This window comes from Pseudomonas sp. LBUM1674, assembly GCF_059695635.1.
Genome location: NZ_CP166779.1, coordinates 918,385 through 937,300 on the forward strand (window position 1 = coordinate 918,385; position 18,916 = coordinate 937,300).

15 protein-coding genes are annotated in these 18,916 nt (G+C 58.4%); 9 read left to right on the forward strand and 6 right to left on the reverse strand.

From position 1 onward, the window contains the following. The first annotated feature begins 19 nt into the window (after positions 1–19). Both ACA067_RS04240 and ACA067_RS04245 read left to right on the forward strand, forming a co-directional pair. Positions 20–1,384: a DUF1329 domain-containing protein gene (locus tag ACA067_RS04240; protein WP_497460733.1), complete on the forward strand. Its 1,365-nt coding sequence runs from the start codon at positions 20–22 to the stop codon at positions 1,382–1,384. A gap of 175 nt (positions 1,385–1,559) precedes the next feature. Then, positions 1,560–4,298, forward strand: a complete 2,739-nt coding sequence (locus tag ACA067_RS04245; RefSeq protein ID WP_497460734.1) for a winged helix-turn-helix domain-containing protein — start codon at positions 1,560–1,562, stop codon at positions 4,296–4,298. 116 nt (positions 4,299–4,414) lie between these two features. Here the strand turns inward: ACA067_RS04245 and ACA067_RS04250 are convergent, their stop codons facing one another. Then, on the reverse strand, positions 4,415–4,705 hold the full coding sequence (locus ACA067_RS04250) for a hypothetical protein (RefSeq protein WP_497460735.1): 291 nt from the start codon (positions 4,703–4,705) through the stop codon (positions 4,415–4,417). A gap of 104 nt (positions 4,706–4,809) precedes the next feature. Continuing rightward, positions 4,810–6,141 (reverse strand): glutamate/aspartate:proton symporter GltP, encoded by a 1,332-nt coding sequence (gene gltP, locus ACA067_RS04255; RefSeq protein ID WP_497460736.1) that lies wholly within the window; start codon positions 6,139–6,141, stop codon positions 4,810–4,812. A 677-nt stretch (positions 6,142–6,818) separates the two neighbouring features. Here gltP and ACA067_RS04260 point away from each other — a divergent pair. From ACA067_RS04260 to ACA067_RS04275, 4 genes are all read left to right on the forward strand, one after another. Next, positions 6,819–8,087: a malic enzyme-like NAD(P)-binding protein gene (locus ACA067_RS04260; RefSeq protein ID WP_030129218.1), complete on the forward strand. Its 1,269-nt coding sequence runs from the start codon at positions 6,819–6,821 to the stop codon at positions 8,085–8,087. A gap of 525 nt (positions 8,088–8,612) precedes the next feature. Then, entirely contained in the window at positions 8,613–9,665 is a 1,053-nt protein-coding gene (locus tag ACA067_RS04265; protein WP_497460737.1) for an AraC family transcriptional regulator, read from the forward strand. 222 nt (positions 9,666–9,887) lie between these two features. After that, positions 9,888–10,532 (forward strand): MBL fold metallo-hydrolase, encoded by a 645-nt coding sequence (locus ACA067_RS04270; RefSeq protein WP_497460738.1) that lies wholly within the window; start codon positions 9,888–9,890, stop codon positions 10,530–10,532. 115 nt (positions 10,533–10,647) lie between these two features. Next, positions 10,648–11,376, forward strand: a complete 729-nt coding sequence (locus ACA067_RS04275) for a YiaD family glycine zipper/OmpA-like lipoprotein (protein WP_497460739.1) — start codon at positions 10,648–10,650, stop codon at positions 11,374–11,376. A 293-nt stretch (positions 11,377–11,669) separates the two neighbouring features. Here the strand turns inward: ACA067_RS04275 and ACA067_RS04280 are convergent, their stop codons facing one another. Next, positions 11,670–12,104 (reverse strand): Z-ring associated ZapG family protein, encoded by a 435-nt coding sequence (locus ACA067_RS04280; protein WP_497460740.1) that lies wholly within the window; start codon positions 12,102–12,104, stop codon positions 11,670–11,672. Between the two features lie 144 nt (positions 12,105–12,248). Here ACA067_RS04280 and ACA067_RS04285 point away from each other — a divergent pair, with 144 nt between their 5' ends. The 3 genes from ACA067_RS04285 (at position 12,249) to zapE (ending at position 15,443) form a co-directional block, all read left to right on the forward strand. Further along, positions 12,249–12,878, forward strand: a complete 630-nt coding sequence (locus ACA067_RS04285) for an alpha/beta hydrolase (RefSeq protein ID WP_497460741.1) — start codon at positions 12,249–12,251, stop codon at positions 12,876–12,878. Positions 12,879–12,902: 24 nt separating this feature from the next. Then, on the forward strand, positions 12,903–14,258 hold the full coding sequence (locus tag ACA067_RS04290; RefSeq protein ID WP_497460742.1) for a tryptophan--tRNA ligase: 1,356 nt from the start codon (positions 12,903–12,905) through the stop codon (positions 14,256–14,258). 90 nt (positions 14,259–14,348) lie between these two features. Next, positions 14,349–15,443, forward strand: a complete 1,095-nt coding sequence (zapE, locus tag ACA067_RS04295; RefSeq protein WP_497460743.1) for a cell division protein ZapE — start codon at positions 14,349–14,351, stop codon at positions 15,441–15,443. 226 nt (positions 15,444–15,669) lie between these two features. Here the strand turns inward: zapE and ACA067_RS04300 are convergent, their stop codons facing one another. The 3 genes from ACA067_RS04300 to ACA067_RS04310 all read right to left on the reverse strand — a co-directional run bounded on the left by ACA067_RS04300 (position 15,670) and on the right by ACA067_RS04310 (position 18,837). Continuing rightward, on the reverse strand, positions 15,670–16,650 hold the full coding sequence (locus ACA067_RS04300) for an asparaginase (protein WP_497460744.1): 981 nt from the start codon (positions 16,648–16,650) through the stop codon (positions 15,670–15,672). Positions 16,651–16,715: 65 nt separating this feature from the next. Continuing rightward, positions 16,716–17,933, reverse strand: a complete 1,218-nt coding sequence (locus tag ACA067_RS04305) for a hypothetical protein (protein ID WP_497460745.1) — start codon at positions 17,931–17,933, stop codon at positions 16,716–16,718. Between the two features lie 16 nt (positions 17,934–17,949). Continuing rightward, complete coding sequence (locus ACA067_RS04310; protein WP_497460746.1) at positions 17,950–18,837, reverse strand: nitrilase family protein; 888 nt, start codon at positions 18,835–18,837, stop codon at positions 17,950–17,952. Positions 18,838–18,916: the final 79 nt, after the last annotated feature.

Sequence of the window (18,916 nt, forward strand, 5' to 3'; positions counted from 1 at the left end):
TTTCAGGACGAACACATATATGAAAATAACAAAGAGTCTGTTCCACGTCGGTGTTCTGGGGCTTTCGCTGCTGGCGACAGGCGTGATGGCTGCGGTCCCTGCGGCTGAAGCGGACAAGCTGGGCAAGAGCCTGACCCCGATGGGCGCCGAGATGGCGGGCAACGCCGACGGGTCGATCCCGGCCTGGAAGCCCATGGCGAAAAACGCCGGTAACGTCGACGGCAAAGGCTTCCTGTCCGACCCGTTCGCCAGTGAAAAACCGCTGTTCACCATCACGGCGCAGAACGTCGACCAGTACAAGGGCAAGCTTGCCCCGGGCCAGTACGCGATGTTCAAGCGTTACCCGGAAACCTTCAAGATGCCGGTCTACCCGTCCCATCGCGGCGCCACCGTGCCGGATGCCGTGTTTGCCTCCATCAAGAAAAACGCCACCAGCACCAACCTGGTGTCCGGTGGCAACGGCCTGGAAAACTTCGAAACTGCGGTTCCGTTCCCGATTCCGAAAACCGGTGTCGAAGTCATCTGGAACCACATCACCCGCTATCGCGGCGGCAGCGTGACCCGGCTGGTCACCCAGGCCACGCCGCAGCCGAACGGCTCGTACAGCCTGGTGTACTTCCAGGACCAGTTCGTGTTCCGCGACAAGATGAAGGATTACGATCCGGCAAACCCGGGCAACATCCTGTTCTACTTCAAGCAGAAAGTGACCGCGCCGGCGCGTCTGGCCGGTGGTGTGCTGCTGGTTCACGAGACCCTCGACCAGGTCAAGGAACCACGTTCGGCATGGGTCTACAACGCCGGTCAGCGCCGTGTACGTCGTGCGCCGCAAGTGTCCTATGACGGGCCGGGTACCGCTGCCGATGGCCTGCGTACCTCCGATAACCTGGACATGTACAACGGGGCACCGGATCGTTACGACTGGAAGCTCGAAGGCAAGAAAGAGATGTACATTGCCTCCGACAGCTACAAGCTCGACGATCCGAAGCTGAAGTACGCCGACATCATCAAGGCCGGTCACATCAACCAGGACCTGGCTCGCTACGAGCTGCGCCGGGTCTGGCATGTGGTAGCTACCCTGAAGGAAGGTCAGCGTCACATCTACGCCAAGCGTGACTTCTATATCGACGAAGACACCTGGCAAGCCGCGGTGATCGACCACTACGACGGTCGTAATCAGCTCTGGCGTGTGGCGGAAGCGCACTCCCAGAACTATTACAACGTGCAGGTGCCTTGGTACACCCTGGAAACCCTGTATGACCTGCAATCGGGTCGTTACCTGGCGCTGGGCATGAAGAACGAAGAGAAGTCGGCGTATGACTTCGGCTTCACCGCGACCACCAGCGACTTCACTCCGGCGGCGTTGCGCCAGGAGGGTGTTCGCTAACGTTTACTGAAACAGAGGCCGCATCCTCGAAAAACGCCCCGACTGGTTCGGGGCGTTTTTTTGTTCGTAGTCTTTTTGTAGCCATTTGTAGCAATAACCTTCATTCCCTCTGCGTTTACCGCTAGTCTGCGGACATCTGCAACGCCGCCATCAGCATTTCAAACAAGAGCCGGCCATGACTGATCTGTCCCCACTCCCGGGCCCTGCAAGCGTCACCGTCGCAGCACTGGACGGGCGCTTTTTTCGGCCGCCGTTGCCTGATGGCCACGTGCTGCGGCCGCGTTTGTGCGAGCGCCTGAGTGCCGGTCTCGGTGGCAGGCTGTTGCTGGTCAGTGCCCCGGCCGGGTTCGGCAAGAGTTCGTTGGCCGTGGAGTTCTGTCAGGGGTTGCCGGCCCATTGGCAAAGCCTCTGGCTGGGGTTGAGTCCGCGCGACAGCGACCCCGGGCGTTTTCTTGAACGGTTACTCGAAGGCCTCCAGGACTACTTTGCGCAACTGGGCAGACAGTCCTTGGGACTGCTGAAGATGCGCCAGCGGCATCAACCCTTCGCCTTCGAAGAATGGCTGGACGGTCTGCTCGACGAGTTGGCCGTGCATGTGTCGCCGACGGCGCCGCTGCTACTGGTACTCGATGATTATCATCTGGCCCAGGGTCCGGTCCTCGATCGTTGCCTGCAGTTTTTCCTCAATCATCTTCCCGACGGCTTGCTGGTGATGGTGACCAGCCGCCAGCGTCCGGACTGGCACCTGGCGCGCCTGCGGCTGTCGCGGCAACTGCTCGAGTTGCATGAGCAGGACCTGCGCCTGACCCACGATGAAGCCTTGACCCTGCTCGATCGACACAGCACCTCCTTGCGCGGCGAAGCGCTGGAGAACCTGATCCAGCGCAGCGAAGGCTGGGTCGCCGGACTGCGTTTCTGGCTGCTGGCGGCCTCCGAAGCGGGCACCGCTGGCGCGTTACCCCAGTCCTTGCACGGCGGGGAAGGGCTGATCCGCGATTACCTGCTCGAAGAGGTCATCGATTGCCTGCCCGCCGAGGTGCAGGCATTCCTGTACGACACCGCGCCTCAGGAGCGCTTTTGCAGCGAGCTGTGCGACGCCGTCCGCGAAGCCCACGACAGTGCCGAGATCCTGCGTTTCCTCTCGGCCCATCAGGTGTTCCTGGTACCGCTGGACGAACAGGGTCACTGGTATCGCTACCACCATTTGTTTTCCGATCTGCTGCGCACGCGGCCTGCCACACCGGCGATGGTACCGGTGGCGAGCCTGCACCTGCGCGCCTGTCGCTGGTTCAATGCCCAGGGATTGCTCGATGAGGCGGTGGAACAGGCGTTGCGGGCCGGGCACCTGGATGTCGCGGCGAACCTGGTGCAAAACCTTTCGGAAGAGCAACTGCTGGCCGAGCAGAACGTCGGCATGTTACTGCGCTGGAAAATGGACTTGCCCGACAGCTTGCTGATCAGCACGCCACGGCTGATCGTGCTGTACAGCTGGGCGTTGGGACTGGCCTGTCAGCTGGACGCCGCCGAGGAGCTGGCCAGTCATTTGAGCCGCTTCCTGCCGGCTCCGTCGGCCACGGCGCAGAAATCCATGCTGGCGCAATGGCTGGCCTTGAGCGGAATCATCGCCCGCGGCCGCGGCAATCGCGAGCTGACGTTGCTTTATTGCGCCGAGGCACTGGAGAGTCTCCCCTCCAGGCGTTACGGCCAACGCCTGATGTGCCTCTCGACCTTGTCCAACCTGGCCATTGCCGACGGTGACCTGTGGCGTGCACGAGGTTTGAACCGTGACTCCCTGGAGTTGGCACAACGGGTCGGCAATCCGTTGTTCGAAGCGCTGGCCCACTACGACCGCGCCCGGGTGTTGCAGGCGCGGGGAGAGATCCTGCGTGCAATGGAAGAGGTCCGTCAGGGGCTGCAACGCCTGCAAGGATTATCCCCGCAACGGCTGTTTGCCGTACGCGCCCGCCTGACATTGTATGAGGGTTTCCTGCTGGCCCTGCGCTTGCAACCACAGACTGCGCGGCTGCGATTGCAAGCGGGTTTGACCGAGGCACGCGCCTGTCGCGATATCAGCGTATTGATCGGCCATTGCGTGATCGCCAAACTAGAAGGCAGCAGCGGCGAATTCGCGAAAGCTTTCGCCGAACTTGCCGAAGCCGAACGCCTGATGCATATCTGGGACGTGCCGCCGATCTACTACCTGGCGATGATCACCCTGGTCAAATGCGAACTCTGGCTGGCCCAGGGCCGTACCGACCTGGCCGAAGCCTGGCTGGCGCGATTGGGCCAGACCTACAACGGCGAGCAGGCAGCGGCGCCTCCGGAATTCCATCCGCAGCTGCCGCTGCACATCGAATTGCAGCAGGCCTTGCTGGAGGTGATCCAGGGACAACCGATGCTGGCCGAAGGTCGCTTGAATGCGTTGCTCGAGAATGGCCAGCAGACAGGCCGGCAGTTGCTCAGCGTGCTGGTGTTGACCCAGAAAATCGATCTGCTCCTGGCGCACAACCGCGAGCCCGAGGCCCGGCAAGCCTTCGTCCAGTCCCTGGAAGCGGCCAGTGGCGGTGCCCTGCAACCCTTCGACGGCTTGCTGAACAAATACCCTGACTGGCTGCGTGAGCAGCTCCAGCACTGTGCAAAATCGCCGATTGTACAAAGCCTGTCAGAGCGCCTGCCCGCCGTCGCTGCACGCATTGCCCCGGAGCCCTTGCCCGCGTGCGAGCAGCTCAGCTCCCGTGAACTGGCCGTGCTGAAACTCATTGCCCAAGGTTGTTCGAACCAGGAAATCAGCGATCAGCTGTTCATTTCCCTGCACACGGTGAAAACCCATGCCAGTCATATCAACAGCAAGCTGGGGGTGGAGCGGCGGACACAGGCTGTGGCGCGGGCGAAGGAATTGGGGGTTTTGGCCTGACGTAATTTGAACAAATGATGTGCCGTCGGTTGGGCTTATCGGTCGGCTGGTTATTAGTAGTGATGCGCAAAGGGATTAGGCAGGTCACCCGTCAGGGGGCCAGATCATGGATGCCTTCACGCACCGTGGGGCAAGCTCTGGATTTTGTCAGCAGTCACAGCCAAGGCCATGCGCACCATTCGACCGCGGTGAATCTCAGTGATGACCCCCGCATCGCGTAAGCCCAAGGCATAGCCCTCGGCACGACCAGCGGCTTCCATCACTAGGTGCATGCGGCTGTCTTCGATGATTTCGAGCAGCAGCTCGCCCCACCGTACCGTCTGCCCACTGCTCAGCCCCATCACTGCGTCATGCGCGGGGGGAGAACTCAACATATTGCTGTCAGCCAGAACATTGGAATTCGACATGAATTAAATATTTTTTTGTTTTTGAGTGTTTTTTTACAGACGACAAACCCGGATTTCCCCGGGTTTGTGTGAAACCGCATTTCCATTTTTCAGGAGCGTGGGTCTCAGTTGTTAGAGGCCTCGCCAGCCGGCAGCTTTTCCTTGCTGCGCCAGTGCGGCAGAGAGTTCCAGTAGCGCTGGCCCTTGGCGTCGTCGTACATGCCTTCCCAGCGGGAGATGACCAATACGGCCAAAGCGTTGCCGATCACGTTCAGTGCGGTGCGCGCCATGTCCATGACGCGGTCCACACCAGCGATGAAGGCCAGGCCTTCCAATGGAATACCGACGCTACCCAAGGTGGCAAGCAGCACCACGAAGGATACGCCTGGCACACCGGCGATCCCTTTGGAGGTCACCATCAGGGTCAGCACCAGCAACAATTGCTGGCTGATCGACAGGTCGATGCCGTATAGCTGGGCGATGAAGATCGCCGCGATGCTTTGGTACAGGGTCGAACCATCGAGGTTGAACGAATAGCCGGTCGGTACCACGAAGCTGCAAATGGCTTTTGGCGCACCATAGGCTTCCATTTTCTCGATCACCCGCGGCAGCACGGTTTCCGAACTGGCGGTGGAGTAGGCCAGTACCAGCTCATCTTTGAAGATGCGCATCAGCTTGATCACCGAGAAGCCGAACAGGCGAGCGATCAGGCCCAGTACCACGAAGGCGAAGAAGGCGATGGCGAAGTAAACCAGGATCACCAGCTTGGCCAGCGGCAGCAAGGACGCGAAACCGAAGTTGGCCACGGTCACCGCGATCAGGGCGAACACGCCGATCGGGGCATAGTTCATGATCATGTGCGTGACTTTGAACATGCTTTCCGAGACACCCTGGAACATCTTCACCAGCGGCTCGCGCAAGTCGGCCTGCAGGCTCGACAAACCGAGACCGAAAAGCACCGAGAAGAAGATGATCGGCAGCATCTCGCCACGCGCCATGGCGGCAAAGATGTTCGACGGGATCAGGTTGAGGATGGTTTCGACGAACGCGTGTTCATGCTGAACTTCGGCCGCCGTGGCCTGGTACTTGGAAATATCCACCGTCCCCAGGGTATTCATGTCAATACCGGTGCCCGGATGCAGCACATTGGCCAGGACCAGACCGACCAGGATCGCAATGGTGGTGACGATTTCGAAATAAACGATGGTTTTGAAACCGATGCGTCCGAGTTTCTTCGCATCACCGACGCCGGCAATACCGACGACCAGCGAAGAAACCACGATCGGGATCACAATCATCTTGATCAGACGGATAAAGATATCGCCCGCTGGTTGCAGGACGTTGCTGATCCACCAGGCTTTTTCGGCACTGAAATGGTTGAGCAGTGCACCGATTGCAATCCCCAGTACCAGACCGATCAGGATCTGCCAGGCGAGGCTAAGCTTTGCCTTCTTCATATTATTTTTTTACCCTTACTTTCAGTTTGACTAAGGCAGGTGCGCGAACTGAAACGCTCATTGGCGGAAAAGTCCGTGCATCTGCCCCCAGATAAGGTCGCTCAGAGATCGTGTTTATGGCTCTCTGGCAGGCGGCGAAGAAGGCGCGACTATTCCGATGTAAGGGAGCGGCGTCTAATGCTGTAAACGCCTACCCCATGCCGAATCAGCATGGTATTTCTTAAACAAAACCATAGTCCCACACTGTTCGAATACGCCATTTCGGCAGACATAAGTGCCGTGAACCGCCTATTACAGGGAGAACTTTGAGCGTTTTTTTGATCAGCGAAATGAAGGGCTAAAACTTAGGAAAGTTCGTACAAGAAATAGCGTAATTTAATCCAGCCTTGCGCCACTTATGCCTGCCGAAATGGCGTATTCGAACAACATGGGACTATGGTTTTGTTTGAGTAATACCATGCTGATTCAGCATAGGGTAGGCGTTTACAGCATTAGACGCCGTTCCCTTACATCGGAATAGTTGCGCTTTCTTCGCCGCCTGCCAGAGAGCCATATATTGGCCCAACGTCGCAGGGCAGAGCGCTTGACAGGATGACTGCTCAGTCTTGTGGGGAACTTTGCAACACAAGTAATCCTCGGCGATCCGTTTGTCCAACAGTAAAAAACGGAATGCCCCTATGTCTGATCTGAAAACTGCCGCTCTCGAATATCACGCCCATCCTCGTCCAGGGAAGCTGAGTGTCGAGCTCACCAAGGCCACCGCTACCGCCCGCGACCTGTCGCTGGCCTACAGCCCCGGCGTAGCCGAACCAGTACGCGAAATCGCCCGCGATCCTGAACTGGCCTACAAATACACCGGCAAGGGTAATCTGGTTGCAGTCATTTCCGATGGCACAGCGATTCTCGGCCTGGGTAACCTCGGCCCATTGGCTTCCAAGCCAGTGATGGAAGGTAAAGGCGTGCTGTTCAAGCGCTTCGCCGGTATCGACGTTTTCGACATCGAAGTCGACTCCGAAAGCCCGCAAGCCTTCATCGACACCGTCAAGCGCATCTCCATCACCTTCGGTGGCATCAACCTGGAAGACATCAAGGCACCGGAGTGCTTTGAGATCGAGCGCGCCCTGATCGAGCAGTGCGACATTCCGGTATTCCACGATGACCAGCACGGCACCGCGATCGTTACCGCGGCCGGCATGATCAACGCCCTGGAAATCGCTGGCAAAACCCTGGCTGACGCCAAGATCGTCTGCCTGGGCGCCGGTGCTGCCGCCATCTCCTGCATGAAATTGCTGGTGAGCATGGGCGCCAACATCGAAAACATCTACATGGTTGACCGCACTGGCGTGATCCATTCCGGTCGTGACGACCTGAATCAGTACAAGGCTGTCTTCGCTCACGCGACCGAGAAACGCACCCTGGCTGACGCGCTGGAAGGCGCCGACGTGTTCGTTGGCCTGTCCGGTCCGAACCTGCTGAGCGCAGAAGGCCTGAAATCCATGGCGGCCAACCCGATCGTGTTCGCCTGCTCGAACCCGGATCCGGAAATCTCCCCGGAACTGGCGCATGCCACCCGTGACGACGTGATCATGGCGACCGGCCGTTCGGACTACCCGAACCAGGTCAACAACGTACTGGGCTTCCCGTTCATCTTCCGCGGTGCCCTGGACGTTCGCGCCAAGCGCATCAACGAAGAAATGAAAGTGGCTGCGGCCAACGCCCTGCGTGAACTGGCCAAACTGCCAGTGCCTCAGGAAGTGTGCGACGCCTATGGCGGCATCAAGCTGGAATTCGGTCGTGAGTACATCATCCCGAAACCAATGGATGCTCGCCTGATCACCCTGATCTCCGATGCTGTGGCCAAGGCTGCGATCGAGACCGGTGTGGCGACCCTGCCGTACCCGAAGAACTACCCGCTCAAAAGCGTGGATGACGTGTTCAATGGCTGAGTAGCAGACCCTAAAAATCCGGCCATTACAAACTGTGTGAAAACCAAGCAATCTGCTCTCCGGTTAAAGAAAATGCCCGTATCGCAAGATACGGGCATTCACTGAAATTCTGCGCAGTCGGATGGCGTGTATGGCCTTGGCCGTGACCGCTGACAAAATCCACAGCTTGCCCCCGATGTGTGATGGCATCCGTGACCTGGCACCTGATCCGGTCGCGTGGTGATCCGCCCAGGCCGCCTCTCAATCGATTTCCTGTAGCTGTGAAGCAGCTGTTCTAGCCCGACCCAGCCTGCCAACACCGCAGAGCAGGTTGAGCCAAAAAAATAAAAACAGATCAAGCAAAAGGATGCTGCAATGAACGACACGCGCGTGTCCCATCAAACCATAGCCTGTCTAAACCACCTGCGATCGCTCATGACGCAATACCACCTTCCCCGGCACACCCAACATTTCCGATAAACATAAGGCCACCGATTTCGCTTGAGTGGCCATGGATGTCTGATTCAACAGGGAGATGGGATCGTCATGTATAAAATGAGTGCAGGCTATGCCAGCGTGCTGGTGAATACACTTTCGGCACAAGGACTGGATCTCGACAGTCTGTGCCAGGAGGCTGGAATTGATATAAAGCTCGCAGATCTATCGGGATCATTTTGTGAACGAAGCACCATCTATCGCCTTTGGGATCTGGCAACGCTGATCTCTGGCGATCCGAACATTGGTTTGAAGGCCTACGAAAACCTCCATCCGGGCATTTTTCAGATCGTCGGCTATACCATGATGTCCAGCCTGAACCTGAAAAAGGCATTCGAACAGCTGATTCATTTCAGCCCGTTGATCGGCACGGGATTCAGCCTGTTTTTTGTTCAGGAACAAGAGCACTATCGCCTGGCCACGCTTGATCATCATCAGCGTGGTTCGATCAAGCCCCGGCAGTACACCGATGCCAGCCTCGCAACACTGCTGGGTTTCTGTCGCTGGCTGAGTGGTGGAAAATTGCCACGCCCGCTGTGTGTGGAGTTCAGCTATCCCCAACCGAAAGACATCCATGAGCATCAACGGTTATTTGGCTGCGAGCTGCGTTTCGGAGCGACTCATGACAGCATTCTTTTCGATGGCCAAGAGCTGCTGCGTCCGTTAAGCATGGCCAACGAAGCGTTGGCCAAGCTTCATGAAAGCTTTGCCAAAGCTCAGCTGGAGCAGTTGAACGACTTCACCATTTTGTGCAGGGTTCGTGCGCTGATCACCGAACGCTTGAGTCAGGTGCAGAGCCAGGGCCAGTGTGATATGGAATCGATTGCGGCCGCACTGAACATCGGCAAGCGAACGTTGCAACGGGCACTGGAGAAGTCGGGCACGCAGTACACGGATGTCCTGAACCATGTGCGCCAGCAGTTGGCAGACTTCTACCTGCGACATTCTCATTTCAATTTGAAGCACGTGACTTTCCTGCTCGGCTTTCATGACCACAGCAGTTTCCACAAAGCTTGCCTGCGCTGGTTCGGCACGACGCCCGGTCAGTATCGAGCCAATCAATCGCCCCATGAGGATAAGGCAGTGCGCTGGAGCAAGAAGTAGCCTCGGCCTCGCTGCGACTGACGAACACGCCTGCACCCATTTCACGCTCAATCATGATCGCCCACGTTTTTGCTTCGAGCCGGGTATTGAATGTGCGTGTCTGTTGGGGCCACCCTTTACGTCTGATTTGAGCGTGCCACTGGTGGGGGCCATTCTTCCTATACGTCGCCATCGATTTTCGCACTGTGCCAAAAATGTGCCATTAACTTCACAGGAACACCCATGGAAGCCGCAAAGCCCACGCTAATACGAGAAACCTTCCCCGTCGGCCCGTTGCAGTGCAACTGCACGATCATCGGCGATCCCATCACGAAAAAAGCCATCGTGGTCGATCCGGGCGGCAATCATGAGCTGATCCTGGCGCGCCTCGACGCCCTGGGTCTGAAGGTGGTCAGCATCATTCACACCCACGCGCACCTGGATCACTTCCTGGCTTCCGGTCAGTTGAAGGAGAAAACCGGCGCCACCCTGCATTTGCACAAGGAGGATCAATTCCTCTGGGACAACCTGGAGATGCAATGCCAGATGTTCGGTGTGCCCTATACACCGGTGCCGTCGCCGGATCGCTGGTTGGCCGACGATGAAGAACTGGCCTGCGGCTGCGGCGTGGCGTTGCACACGCCGGGGCATACGCCGGGGTCCATGAGCTTCTGGTTTGCCGAGGCCAAATTGCTGATTGCCGGTGACACCTTGTTTCGGCGTGGGGTCGGGCGTACGGATTTGTGGGGTGGCGATCAGGCGACCATCGTGCGTTCGATCAAGCAGCGGCTGTATACCCTCGATGAAGAAGCGACGGTGGTGACGGGGCATGGTCCCGACACTCGCCTGGGCGAGGAGATGCGCGAGAACCCGTTTGTACGCGCTTGATGTGCATTTGTGCACAGTCCGGGTGGAATCTTTTCCCGTAAAAATGATCCAACGCCCGCAAAGGCTGACGCCTTGGTCCGTTGCACCACAGAATGCATAAAATCAGGAGCTATAAATGTTCACCAAGCAGCGTTTGATTATTGTCGCTACGGCTGTGGCCCTGCTGTCTGGCTGCGCCTCGCCGAACCCTTACGATAACCAGGGTCAGGCCGACAGTGGTTCCACGGGCATGAGCAAAACCGCCAAATACGGTGGGCTCGGCGCGCTGGCCGGTGCGTTGGCCGGTGCGGCCATCGACCACAACAACCGTGGCAAGGGCGCGCTGATTGGCGCGGCCGTGGTGGGTGCTTCCGCTGCCGGTTATGGTTACTACGCCGACCAGCAAGAGAAAAAACTGCGGGCCAGCATGGCCAACACCGGGGTTGAAGTGCAGCGTCAGGGCGATCAGATCAAGCTGATCATGCCGGGCAACATCACGTTCGCCACTGATTCGGCGAACATCGCCTCGAGCTTCTATCAGCCGCTGAACAACCTGGCGGGTTCGCTCAAGGAATTCAGTCAGAACCAGATCGAGATCGTCGGCTATACCGACAGCACCGGCAGCCGCCAGCACAACATGGACCTGTCCCAGCGTCGCGCCCAAAGCGTGGCGACTTACCTGACGTCGCAGGGTGTCAGTGGTACCAACTTGAGCGCCCGTGGCGCCGGTCCGGATAACCCCGTTGCCAGCAACGGTGACGTCAACGGCCGGGCGCAGAACCGTCGGGTGGAGGTCAACCTGAAGGCGATTCCGGGTCAGCAGTATGGTGGCGAGCAGCAAGGCACCGTTCAGCAATATCCGTAACACCTGCGTAAACCACTGTGGGAGCGAGCCTGCTCGCGAATGCGGTGTGTCAGTCGACATCAATATCGGCTGACACGGCCCCATCGTCGGAACGCCGCCCGGGGCAAGCCCGCTCCCACAGGATATGTGTCTGACCCCTGTCTTATGACCGACACAGACCCCTGTGGGAGCGGGCTTGCCCCGGGCGGCGTTCCGACGATGAGGCCCTGACAGACACCAGAGATATTGGCCCGGAAACAAAAAAACCTCGGACAATCACTTGTCCGAGGTTTTTTGTGTCGCGCGAAACCTGATTACTTCTTCAGGCCATAATGCTCATCGAGCATGCCCGGCGCATTCGGGGCTTTGGGCGCGTAGTCGCGAGGCGGTTCCTGATTGCGCGGTGGCGTCAGGCGTTCCCGTGTAGCCTGCGACGCGTCGGCGTGCAGGGCGGCCAGCAAGCGTTGGCGGGTCTGCTCGTCCAGGGCCAGGCGATTGGCACCCTCGGCGAGATGGTCCTGCACTTCCTGATAGCTCGCAGTCAGTTTCTTGACCAGTGTCGCAGTGCTGTTGAAGTGGGTAACCACCTCGTTCTGATAACTGTCGAAACGTTCCTGAACGTCATCCAGCTGACGTTGCGTGCGGTTAGGCGCGGCATTCGGCACCAGGCGAGCGATCAGGAATCCAATGGCGACACCCACAACCAGGGCAAGAGTCGGCAACAACCAAACTAAGAGCGAGTGTTCCACGAGTCCTTCCTCTATAAACGGCTTTGCTTTACGTTAACGGCTCGAACCTGCGCTGTATACCGCGATTCACTCGCAATAGATTGGCACAGACAATTTGCTAGACGAGTCGACCCGATTCGAGGTCACGGAGTTCCTTCCTTGCTTATGCGCGAAACCCCTGTAGTGATTGATGGCCCGGTCGGTCAACTGGAAGCCCTCTACCTTGACAATGACCAGCCCCGCGGCCTGGCGCTGATCTGCCACCCGAACCCGGTGCAGGGCGGCACCATGCTCAACAAAGTGGTCTCGACCCTGCAGCGCACCGCGCGCGACGCCGGTTTGATCACCCTGCGCTTCAATTACCGTGGCGTCGGCGCCAGTGAAGGCAGCCACGACATGGGCACCGGCGAAGTCGACGATGCTCAAACTGTAGCTCAATGGCTGCGCGCCAGACACCCTGACTTGCCCCTGACCCTGTTCGGTTTTTCCTTCGGCGGTTTTGTTGCAGCAAGTCTCGGCGGGCGCCTGGAAGCCCAAGGCGAGCAGCTCCAGCACCTGTTCATGATCGCCCCCGCGGTCATGCGCCTGGGTGATCAGGATCAACTGCCGCAGCAAGGCGGGCTCACCCTGATCCAGCCGGAAACCGACGAAGTCATCGATCCGCAGCTGGTCTACGACTGGTCCGAAAAACTCGAGCGCCCCCATGAGCTACTGAAAGTGGCAGAATGCGGACACTTTTTTCATGGCAAGCTGACCGATCTCAAGGATCTGATCCTGCCGCGTCTTTCGAATTGATTGCAGTCTGACAAGCGATTACCCATGACGACTCGTACCCGTATCCTTACCGGCATCACCACCACCGGCACGCCGCACCTGGGCAATTACGCCGGCGCCATCCGCCCGGCGATCCTTGCCAGCCGCGACAGCAATGCCGATTCGTTCTACTTCCTGGCCGACTACCACGCCCTGATCAAATGCGATGACCCGCTGCGCATCCAGCGCTCGCGCCTGGAAATCGCCGCGACCTGGCTGGCCGGTGGCCTGGATGTGGAGCGCGTGACCTTCTATCGCCAGTCCGACATCCCGGAAATTCCCGAACTGACCTGGCTGCTGACCTGCGTCGCCGCCAAGGGCTTGCTCAACCGCGCTCACGCCTACAAGGCCTCGGTGGACAAGAACGTCGAAACCGGCGAAGACCCGGACGCCGGCATCACCATGGGCCTGTACAGCTACCCGGTGCTGATGGCGGCGGACATCCTGATGTTCAACGCCCACAAGGTGCCGGTCGGTCGTGATCAGATCCAGCACGTGGAAATGGCCCGGGACATCGGCCAGCGCTTCAATCACCTGTTTGGCCAGGGCAAAGAGTTCTTCACCATGCCCGAGGCGCTGATCGAAGAAAGCGTCGCCACGCTGCCAGGCCTCGACGGTCGCAAGATGTCGAAGAGCTACGACAACACCATTCCGTTGTTCAGTAGCGCCAAGGAAATGAAAGACGCGATCTCGCGGATCGTCACCGACTCCCGCGCGCCGGGCGAAGCGAAAGATCCGGATAACTCGCACCTGTTCACCCTGTTCCAGGCGTTCGCCACTGCGACGCAGGCCGACGAATTCCGCAGCGAACTGCTGCAAGGCCTGGGTTGGGGCGAGGCGAAAAATCGTCTGTTCCAACTGCTGGACAACGAACTGGGCGAGTCCCGCGAGCGCTATCACCAGTTGATCGAACGCCCGGCAGACCTGGAAGACATCCTGCAAGTCGGAGCCAAAAAGGCCCGCTCGGTGGCGACCCCGTTCCTTCACGAGTTGCGTGAAGCGGTTGGCCTGCGTTCTTTCGTCGCCCAGACCCAAGTCGCAGCGACCACCAAAAAGAAAGCCGCAAAAGCCGCGCGTTTCGTCAGTTTTCGCGAGGAAGACAGCAGTTTCCGTTTCCGTCTGCTGGCGGCGGATGGCGAGCAACTGCTGCTGTCGCGCAACTTCGCCGACGGCAAAACCGCAGGTCAAGTGACCAAGCAGTTGCAATCGGGTCAGCCGTTGGATGTGCGCAGTGAAGACCGCAGCTTCAGCGTCTGGCTGGAAGGCGAGTGCGTGGCCGACAGCCCGACATTTGCCGACAACGCCGCTCGCGACGTCGCCATCGACACCTTGCGGGTTGCGCTGACGCCGGTTCAGGAATAATCAACGGCTCGGTCCGACCAAGGGCCGATTGCCATTCCCCCGGGCCGTCGCTACAGTGACGGCCCGTTTTTGTTGCCTTGCTAACGAATTATGACGCCCCTAGAACGATATCAAGCTGATCTGAAACGCCCGGAATTCTTCCATGACGCCGCGCAGGAAACTGCAGTGCGCCATTTGCAGCGCCTGTACGACGATCTGGTCGCTGCGTCGAACCACAAACCGGGCCTGCTCGGCAAACTGTTTGGCAAGAAAGATCAGGCACCGGTCAAGGGCCTGTACTTTTGGGGCGGCGTCGGTCGCGGCAAGACTTACCTGGTCGACACCTTCTTCGAAGCGTTGCCGTTCAAGGAAAAGGTCCGCACCCACTTCCACCGCTTCATGAAGCGCGTGCACGAAGAGATGAAGACCCTGGGTGGCGAGAAGAACCCGCTGACCATCATCGCCAAGCGTTTTTCCGACGAGGCGCGGGTGATCTGCTTCGATGAGTTCTTTGTGTCCGACATCACCGACGCGATGATCCTCGGCACGCTGATGGAAGAACTGTTCAAAAACGGGGTAACGTTGGTGGCAACCTCGAACATCGTGCCGGACGGCCTGTATAAAGACGGCCTGCAACGCGCACGCTTCCTGCCCGCCATTGCCCTGATCAAGCAGAACACCGAGATCGTCAACGTCGACAGCGGCGTCGACTACCGTCTGCGTCACCTCGAACAAGCGGAACTGTTTCACTTCCCGCTGGACGAAGCCGCCCAGGAAAGCCTGCGCAAGAGCTTCCGCGCCCTGACGCCGGAGTGCACGGCAGCCATCGAGAACGATGTGTTGATGATCGAGAACCGTGAAATCCGTGCCGTGCGCACCTGCGATGACGTGGCCTGGTTCGACTTCCGCGAACTCTGTGACGGCCCGCGCAGCCAGAACGACTACATCGAACTCGGCAAGATCTTCCACGCCGTGTTGCTTAGTGATGTCGAGCAGATGAGCGTCACCACCGATGACATCGCCCGACGCTTTATCAACATGGTCGACGAGTTCTACGACCGTAACGTGAAATTGATCATTTCTGCCGAAGTAGAGCTGAAGGATCTGTACACCGGCGGTCGCCTGAACTTCGAGTTCCAACGCACGCTGAGCCGTCTGCTGGAAATGCAGTCCCACGAATTCCTGTCCCGGGCGCATAAGCCATAAGCGTTTCAAAAGAGTAGAACAATTCGGAAAATAAAAAAGGGCCTGCGAATACAGGCCCTTTTTTGTGCGCCGCAGAACCCTGTGGGGGAGCGGGCAGCCCAAAACTCTCTGGCACACCACATACCCTGTGGGAGCGGGCTTGCTCGCGAAAGCGGTGTGTCAGTCGACAACACTGTTGAATGTCAGTCCGCATTCGCGAGCAAGCCCGCTCCCACAGGTCGGTGTGTCAGTCTTGAGTGAGAAAAAATGCCAGATCATCCTGCCGCTGACTGCCAACGAGCAACCACAGCAGGATTCGGGCTTTGCGCGGACAGAGAAATCCAGTCATCAATGCGCCTCTGCGGATCAAATCCATCTCGCTGCCGGTAAAACCATATGTGGATTGAGCGGTGGATCCCGATCCGGTACGGGTCGCAATGAGGACGGGGATTTTTCTTGCGATTTTTTCGATAGCATCAGCCCATTGTTCTGACACATGGCCTGCTCCAAAACCAGCAATCACCAAGCCGTCGTAACCCAGTTCGAGGATGTTGTCCAACAACAGGGTATCGGCCGACAGGGTGCTTTCGAGCAGGGCAATCGCCTGTGTTGCTTGCTGCGGCAGGGGTAAAAGCTTTCGTTGGGACGGCTCGCGCAAATAGCGGACGCTACCTTCCAGAAGCAGGCCCGTGGGACCCACCACCGGTGATGAAAACGCCTGTAACGCCAATGAATCGGTTTTGCGCACGGTATTCGCGTGGTGAACCTGTCCGCCCATGACCACTTGAACGCCGCGGCACCGACTGTTTTGAGCCAGCGCAACCCGGCAAGCATCCAGCAGATTCGCTGGACCATCCGCTCCCACCTGGCTTGCCGAGCGCATGGCACCGGTCAGCACCAGCGGCACATCGTGGCTCCACAAGTAATCAAAAAATGCAGCGGTCTCTTCAAGGGTATCCGTGCCTTGAGTAATGACCACACCCGTCGCACCCTTCTCGACCTGAGCATTCGCCCAGTGGAGAACACTCAACAAAAACTCGAAACTCAACGAAGCACTCGGGTGCAGTCCGAGTGTTTCTACGGTGATCCTCGCCAGATTTTTCAGTTCCGGAACCGTGGTCAGGAGGGTTTCGCCGCTGACTGTCGGGATAACGCCTGCACCGACATGGCTGGCTTGCATGCTCACGGTGCCGCCTAGCGCCGCGATGGCCAGTTTGGGCAGATCCATGTTTTACCTCGCTTGTTGATGACGAGAGCAGGCTGTACTCGTAAGTCCAGCCTGATTTCAGTGCTTCAGTCGGCTATCAGAAGTCCGATAAACGGAATGATCAGCAGGGTACTGATGGCCATGGAGAGGACATTACCGATGTAAGGGTGCATGTCGCTCGGCACCCTCTTGGCAAGGGCGCATGCCAATGGTGGGGCGATAAGTGCGCCTAACAGTGCGCTTGACGCTATGACCTGCCAACTGCCGCCATAGGTCAGAACTGCCGCGGGTACCACCGACACCAGTGGAACGTAGGTGGGATACCAACCGAGTCGCATCCATTGTCGACGCCACATCACCACGCCCAAGGCAGACGTCAGCGCCTGCGCACCGATGAGTTGCGGCAGCAAGCCTGAGCCGTAAGCGGGGCTCATGGGATTCAAGGTGTAGGCCAGCAGTGCACCCAACAACAGACCGATGCTGGCCAGCTCATTACCGAAGAACGGCGCTTCCGAAAAATCCGCCAATACTCGGCGCAGGCTCCAGATGATTCCGTAGTCGGTGGTTTTAGTCTTGGCCGGTTCAGCGTCGGGTGCGGATGCTTCCTTGGGCTGGGTAGTCGGGTCTGACTGCACCAGGCTCGGCACGTAACGGCACAGTAGAAATGCCAGGACGCTGGCAAGCGCCATGCCAGAGACATTGCCGATCACTACGGGTAAGCCCAGTGGATTGCAGACGTAGTTGACGATCAGCAAACACATCGGAGTGACGAGCACGGCGCCCATGATTGCGCCATTGATCGTCACCTTCCAGCCACCGCCAAACATCAGCACCATCGCTGCCGGTAATGAAACAAAGGCTGCAAACGTGGGTTGCCAACTGCTGGCGGTGACCGTCCAGCCCCACAACAGGTTACTCAGCAGCAGTCCAAGCAGCGAACTGGTGATCAGCCACGGCCATAATCCGCTGCCGTAGGAAATGGCAAAGCCTTGCCAGACTTTTCCCTTTCGATTTGCCCAGTAGGCCAGATAGGCTCCAGCCAGCAGCCCGATCGAAGCGAACTCGTGTTTGTAGAATGCAACCTCGCTGATGTCTCCCAGGACCCAGCGCAACCAGGCACTCGGATCGGGGAGGTTCGACACCATGTGGTTATAGTCGGGCCAATGGGCAGACCATGATGAGCGGTGGGTGAATGAAAGCCAGGCGATCAGCAGTCCGGTGCCGATCACTAGCAAGATGATCGAGGTATCAAGTTTCCTGCTGGCAAGCGGATTCAGCCGATGGGTATCGGTAGTGGGTTCCATGGTTGGGCCTCCCCGATCAGCGTGGGAGAGGAGGGTGTTGGGTATAACCGAGCATCTGATCGTAGAGATCGGTGCGACGGTCACGATGCAGATCGTTCAGGTTGTTCCAGATGGGGGCGCTGCGGGAGCTGGTCAGGTCAATATCGGCAAACAGGATTTCTTGTTTGTCCGCTGACGCGACTTCGCCAATTGGCCAGCCGTTGGTGCCGGCAATCAATGAGCAGCCCAGGTAACGAGCACCTCGCTCTTCGCCGATCCGGCTGGCGGCTGCAATAAACACATTGTTGACGTGAGCGGCCGTCATCGTCAGATACGAAGCCATGCATTTGCCGGCGTCGTCGAACAGCGGCGGAGGCGTCCACACCCAGTTGTTCAGGCTGCAAATGATGTCCGCGCCTTGTTGACTCAGGATTCGCGGCACCTCCGGGAACCAGATGTCCCAGCAGATCAACAACCCGATGCGGCCTATCGGCGTATCAAACACCGGGAAGCCCAGGTCACCCGGCGTGAACCACAGCTTCTCGAGGTTCCATAAATGGGCTTTGCGGTACTTCCCGATAAAGCCGTCCGGACCTACCAGGACAGCGGTATTGAAGAGGCGCATACCGTCTCGTTCGGTCAGCCCCGCAACCAGGTAAACCTTGTGTTTGCTGGCGAACTCCATCCAGCTTTGGACGCACGGCCCGCCGGGAACCGCTTCGGAATGTTCGAAAGCGTCCTGTCGGCTGGTAAAGAAATAGCCTGTACTGGAAAGCTCGGGCAGCACGATGAGATTTGCACCGCCATTGACTGCCTCCAGCGCCAATTCCAGGCAGCGGCACAGATTTCCTTCCCGGTTTTCCATGCCGACTTGTGGATCGAACTGCACGACTGCTACGCGAACAGGACTTGTTGACTCGCTCATACGGATGACCTCGTTTTTTATTGTTCTTCAACCTGTTTAATTGCGGGGTTATTAAGCGTCGAAGATTTAAGTGCGAGGA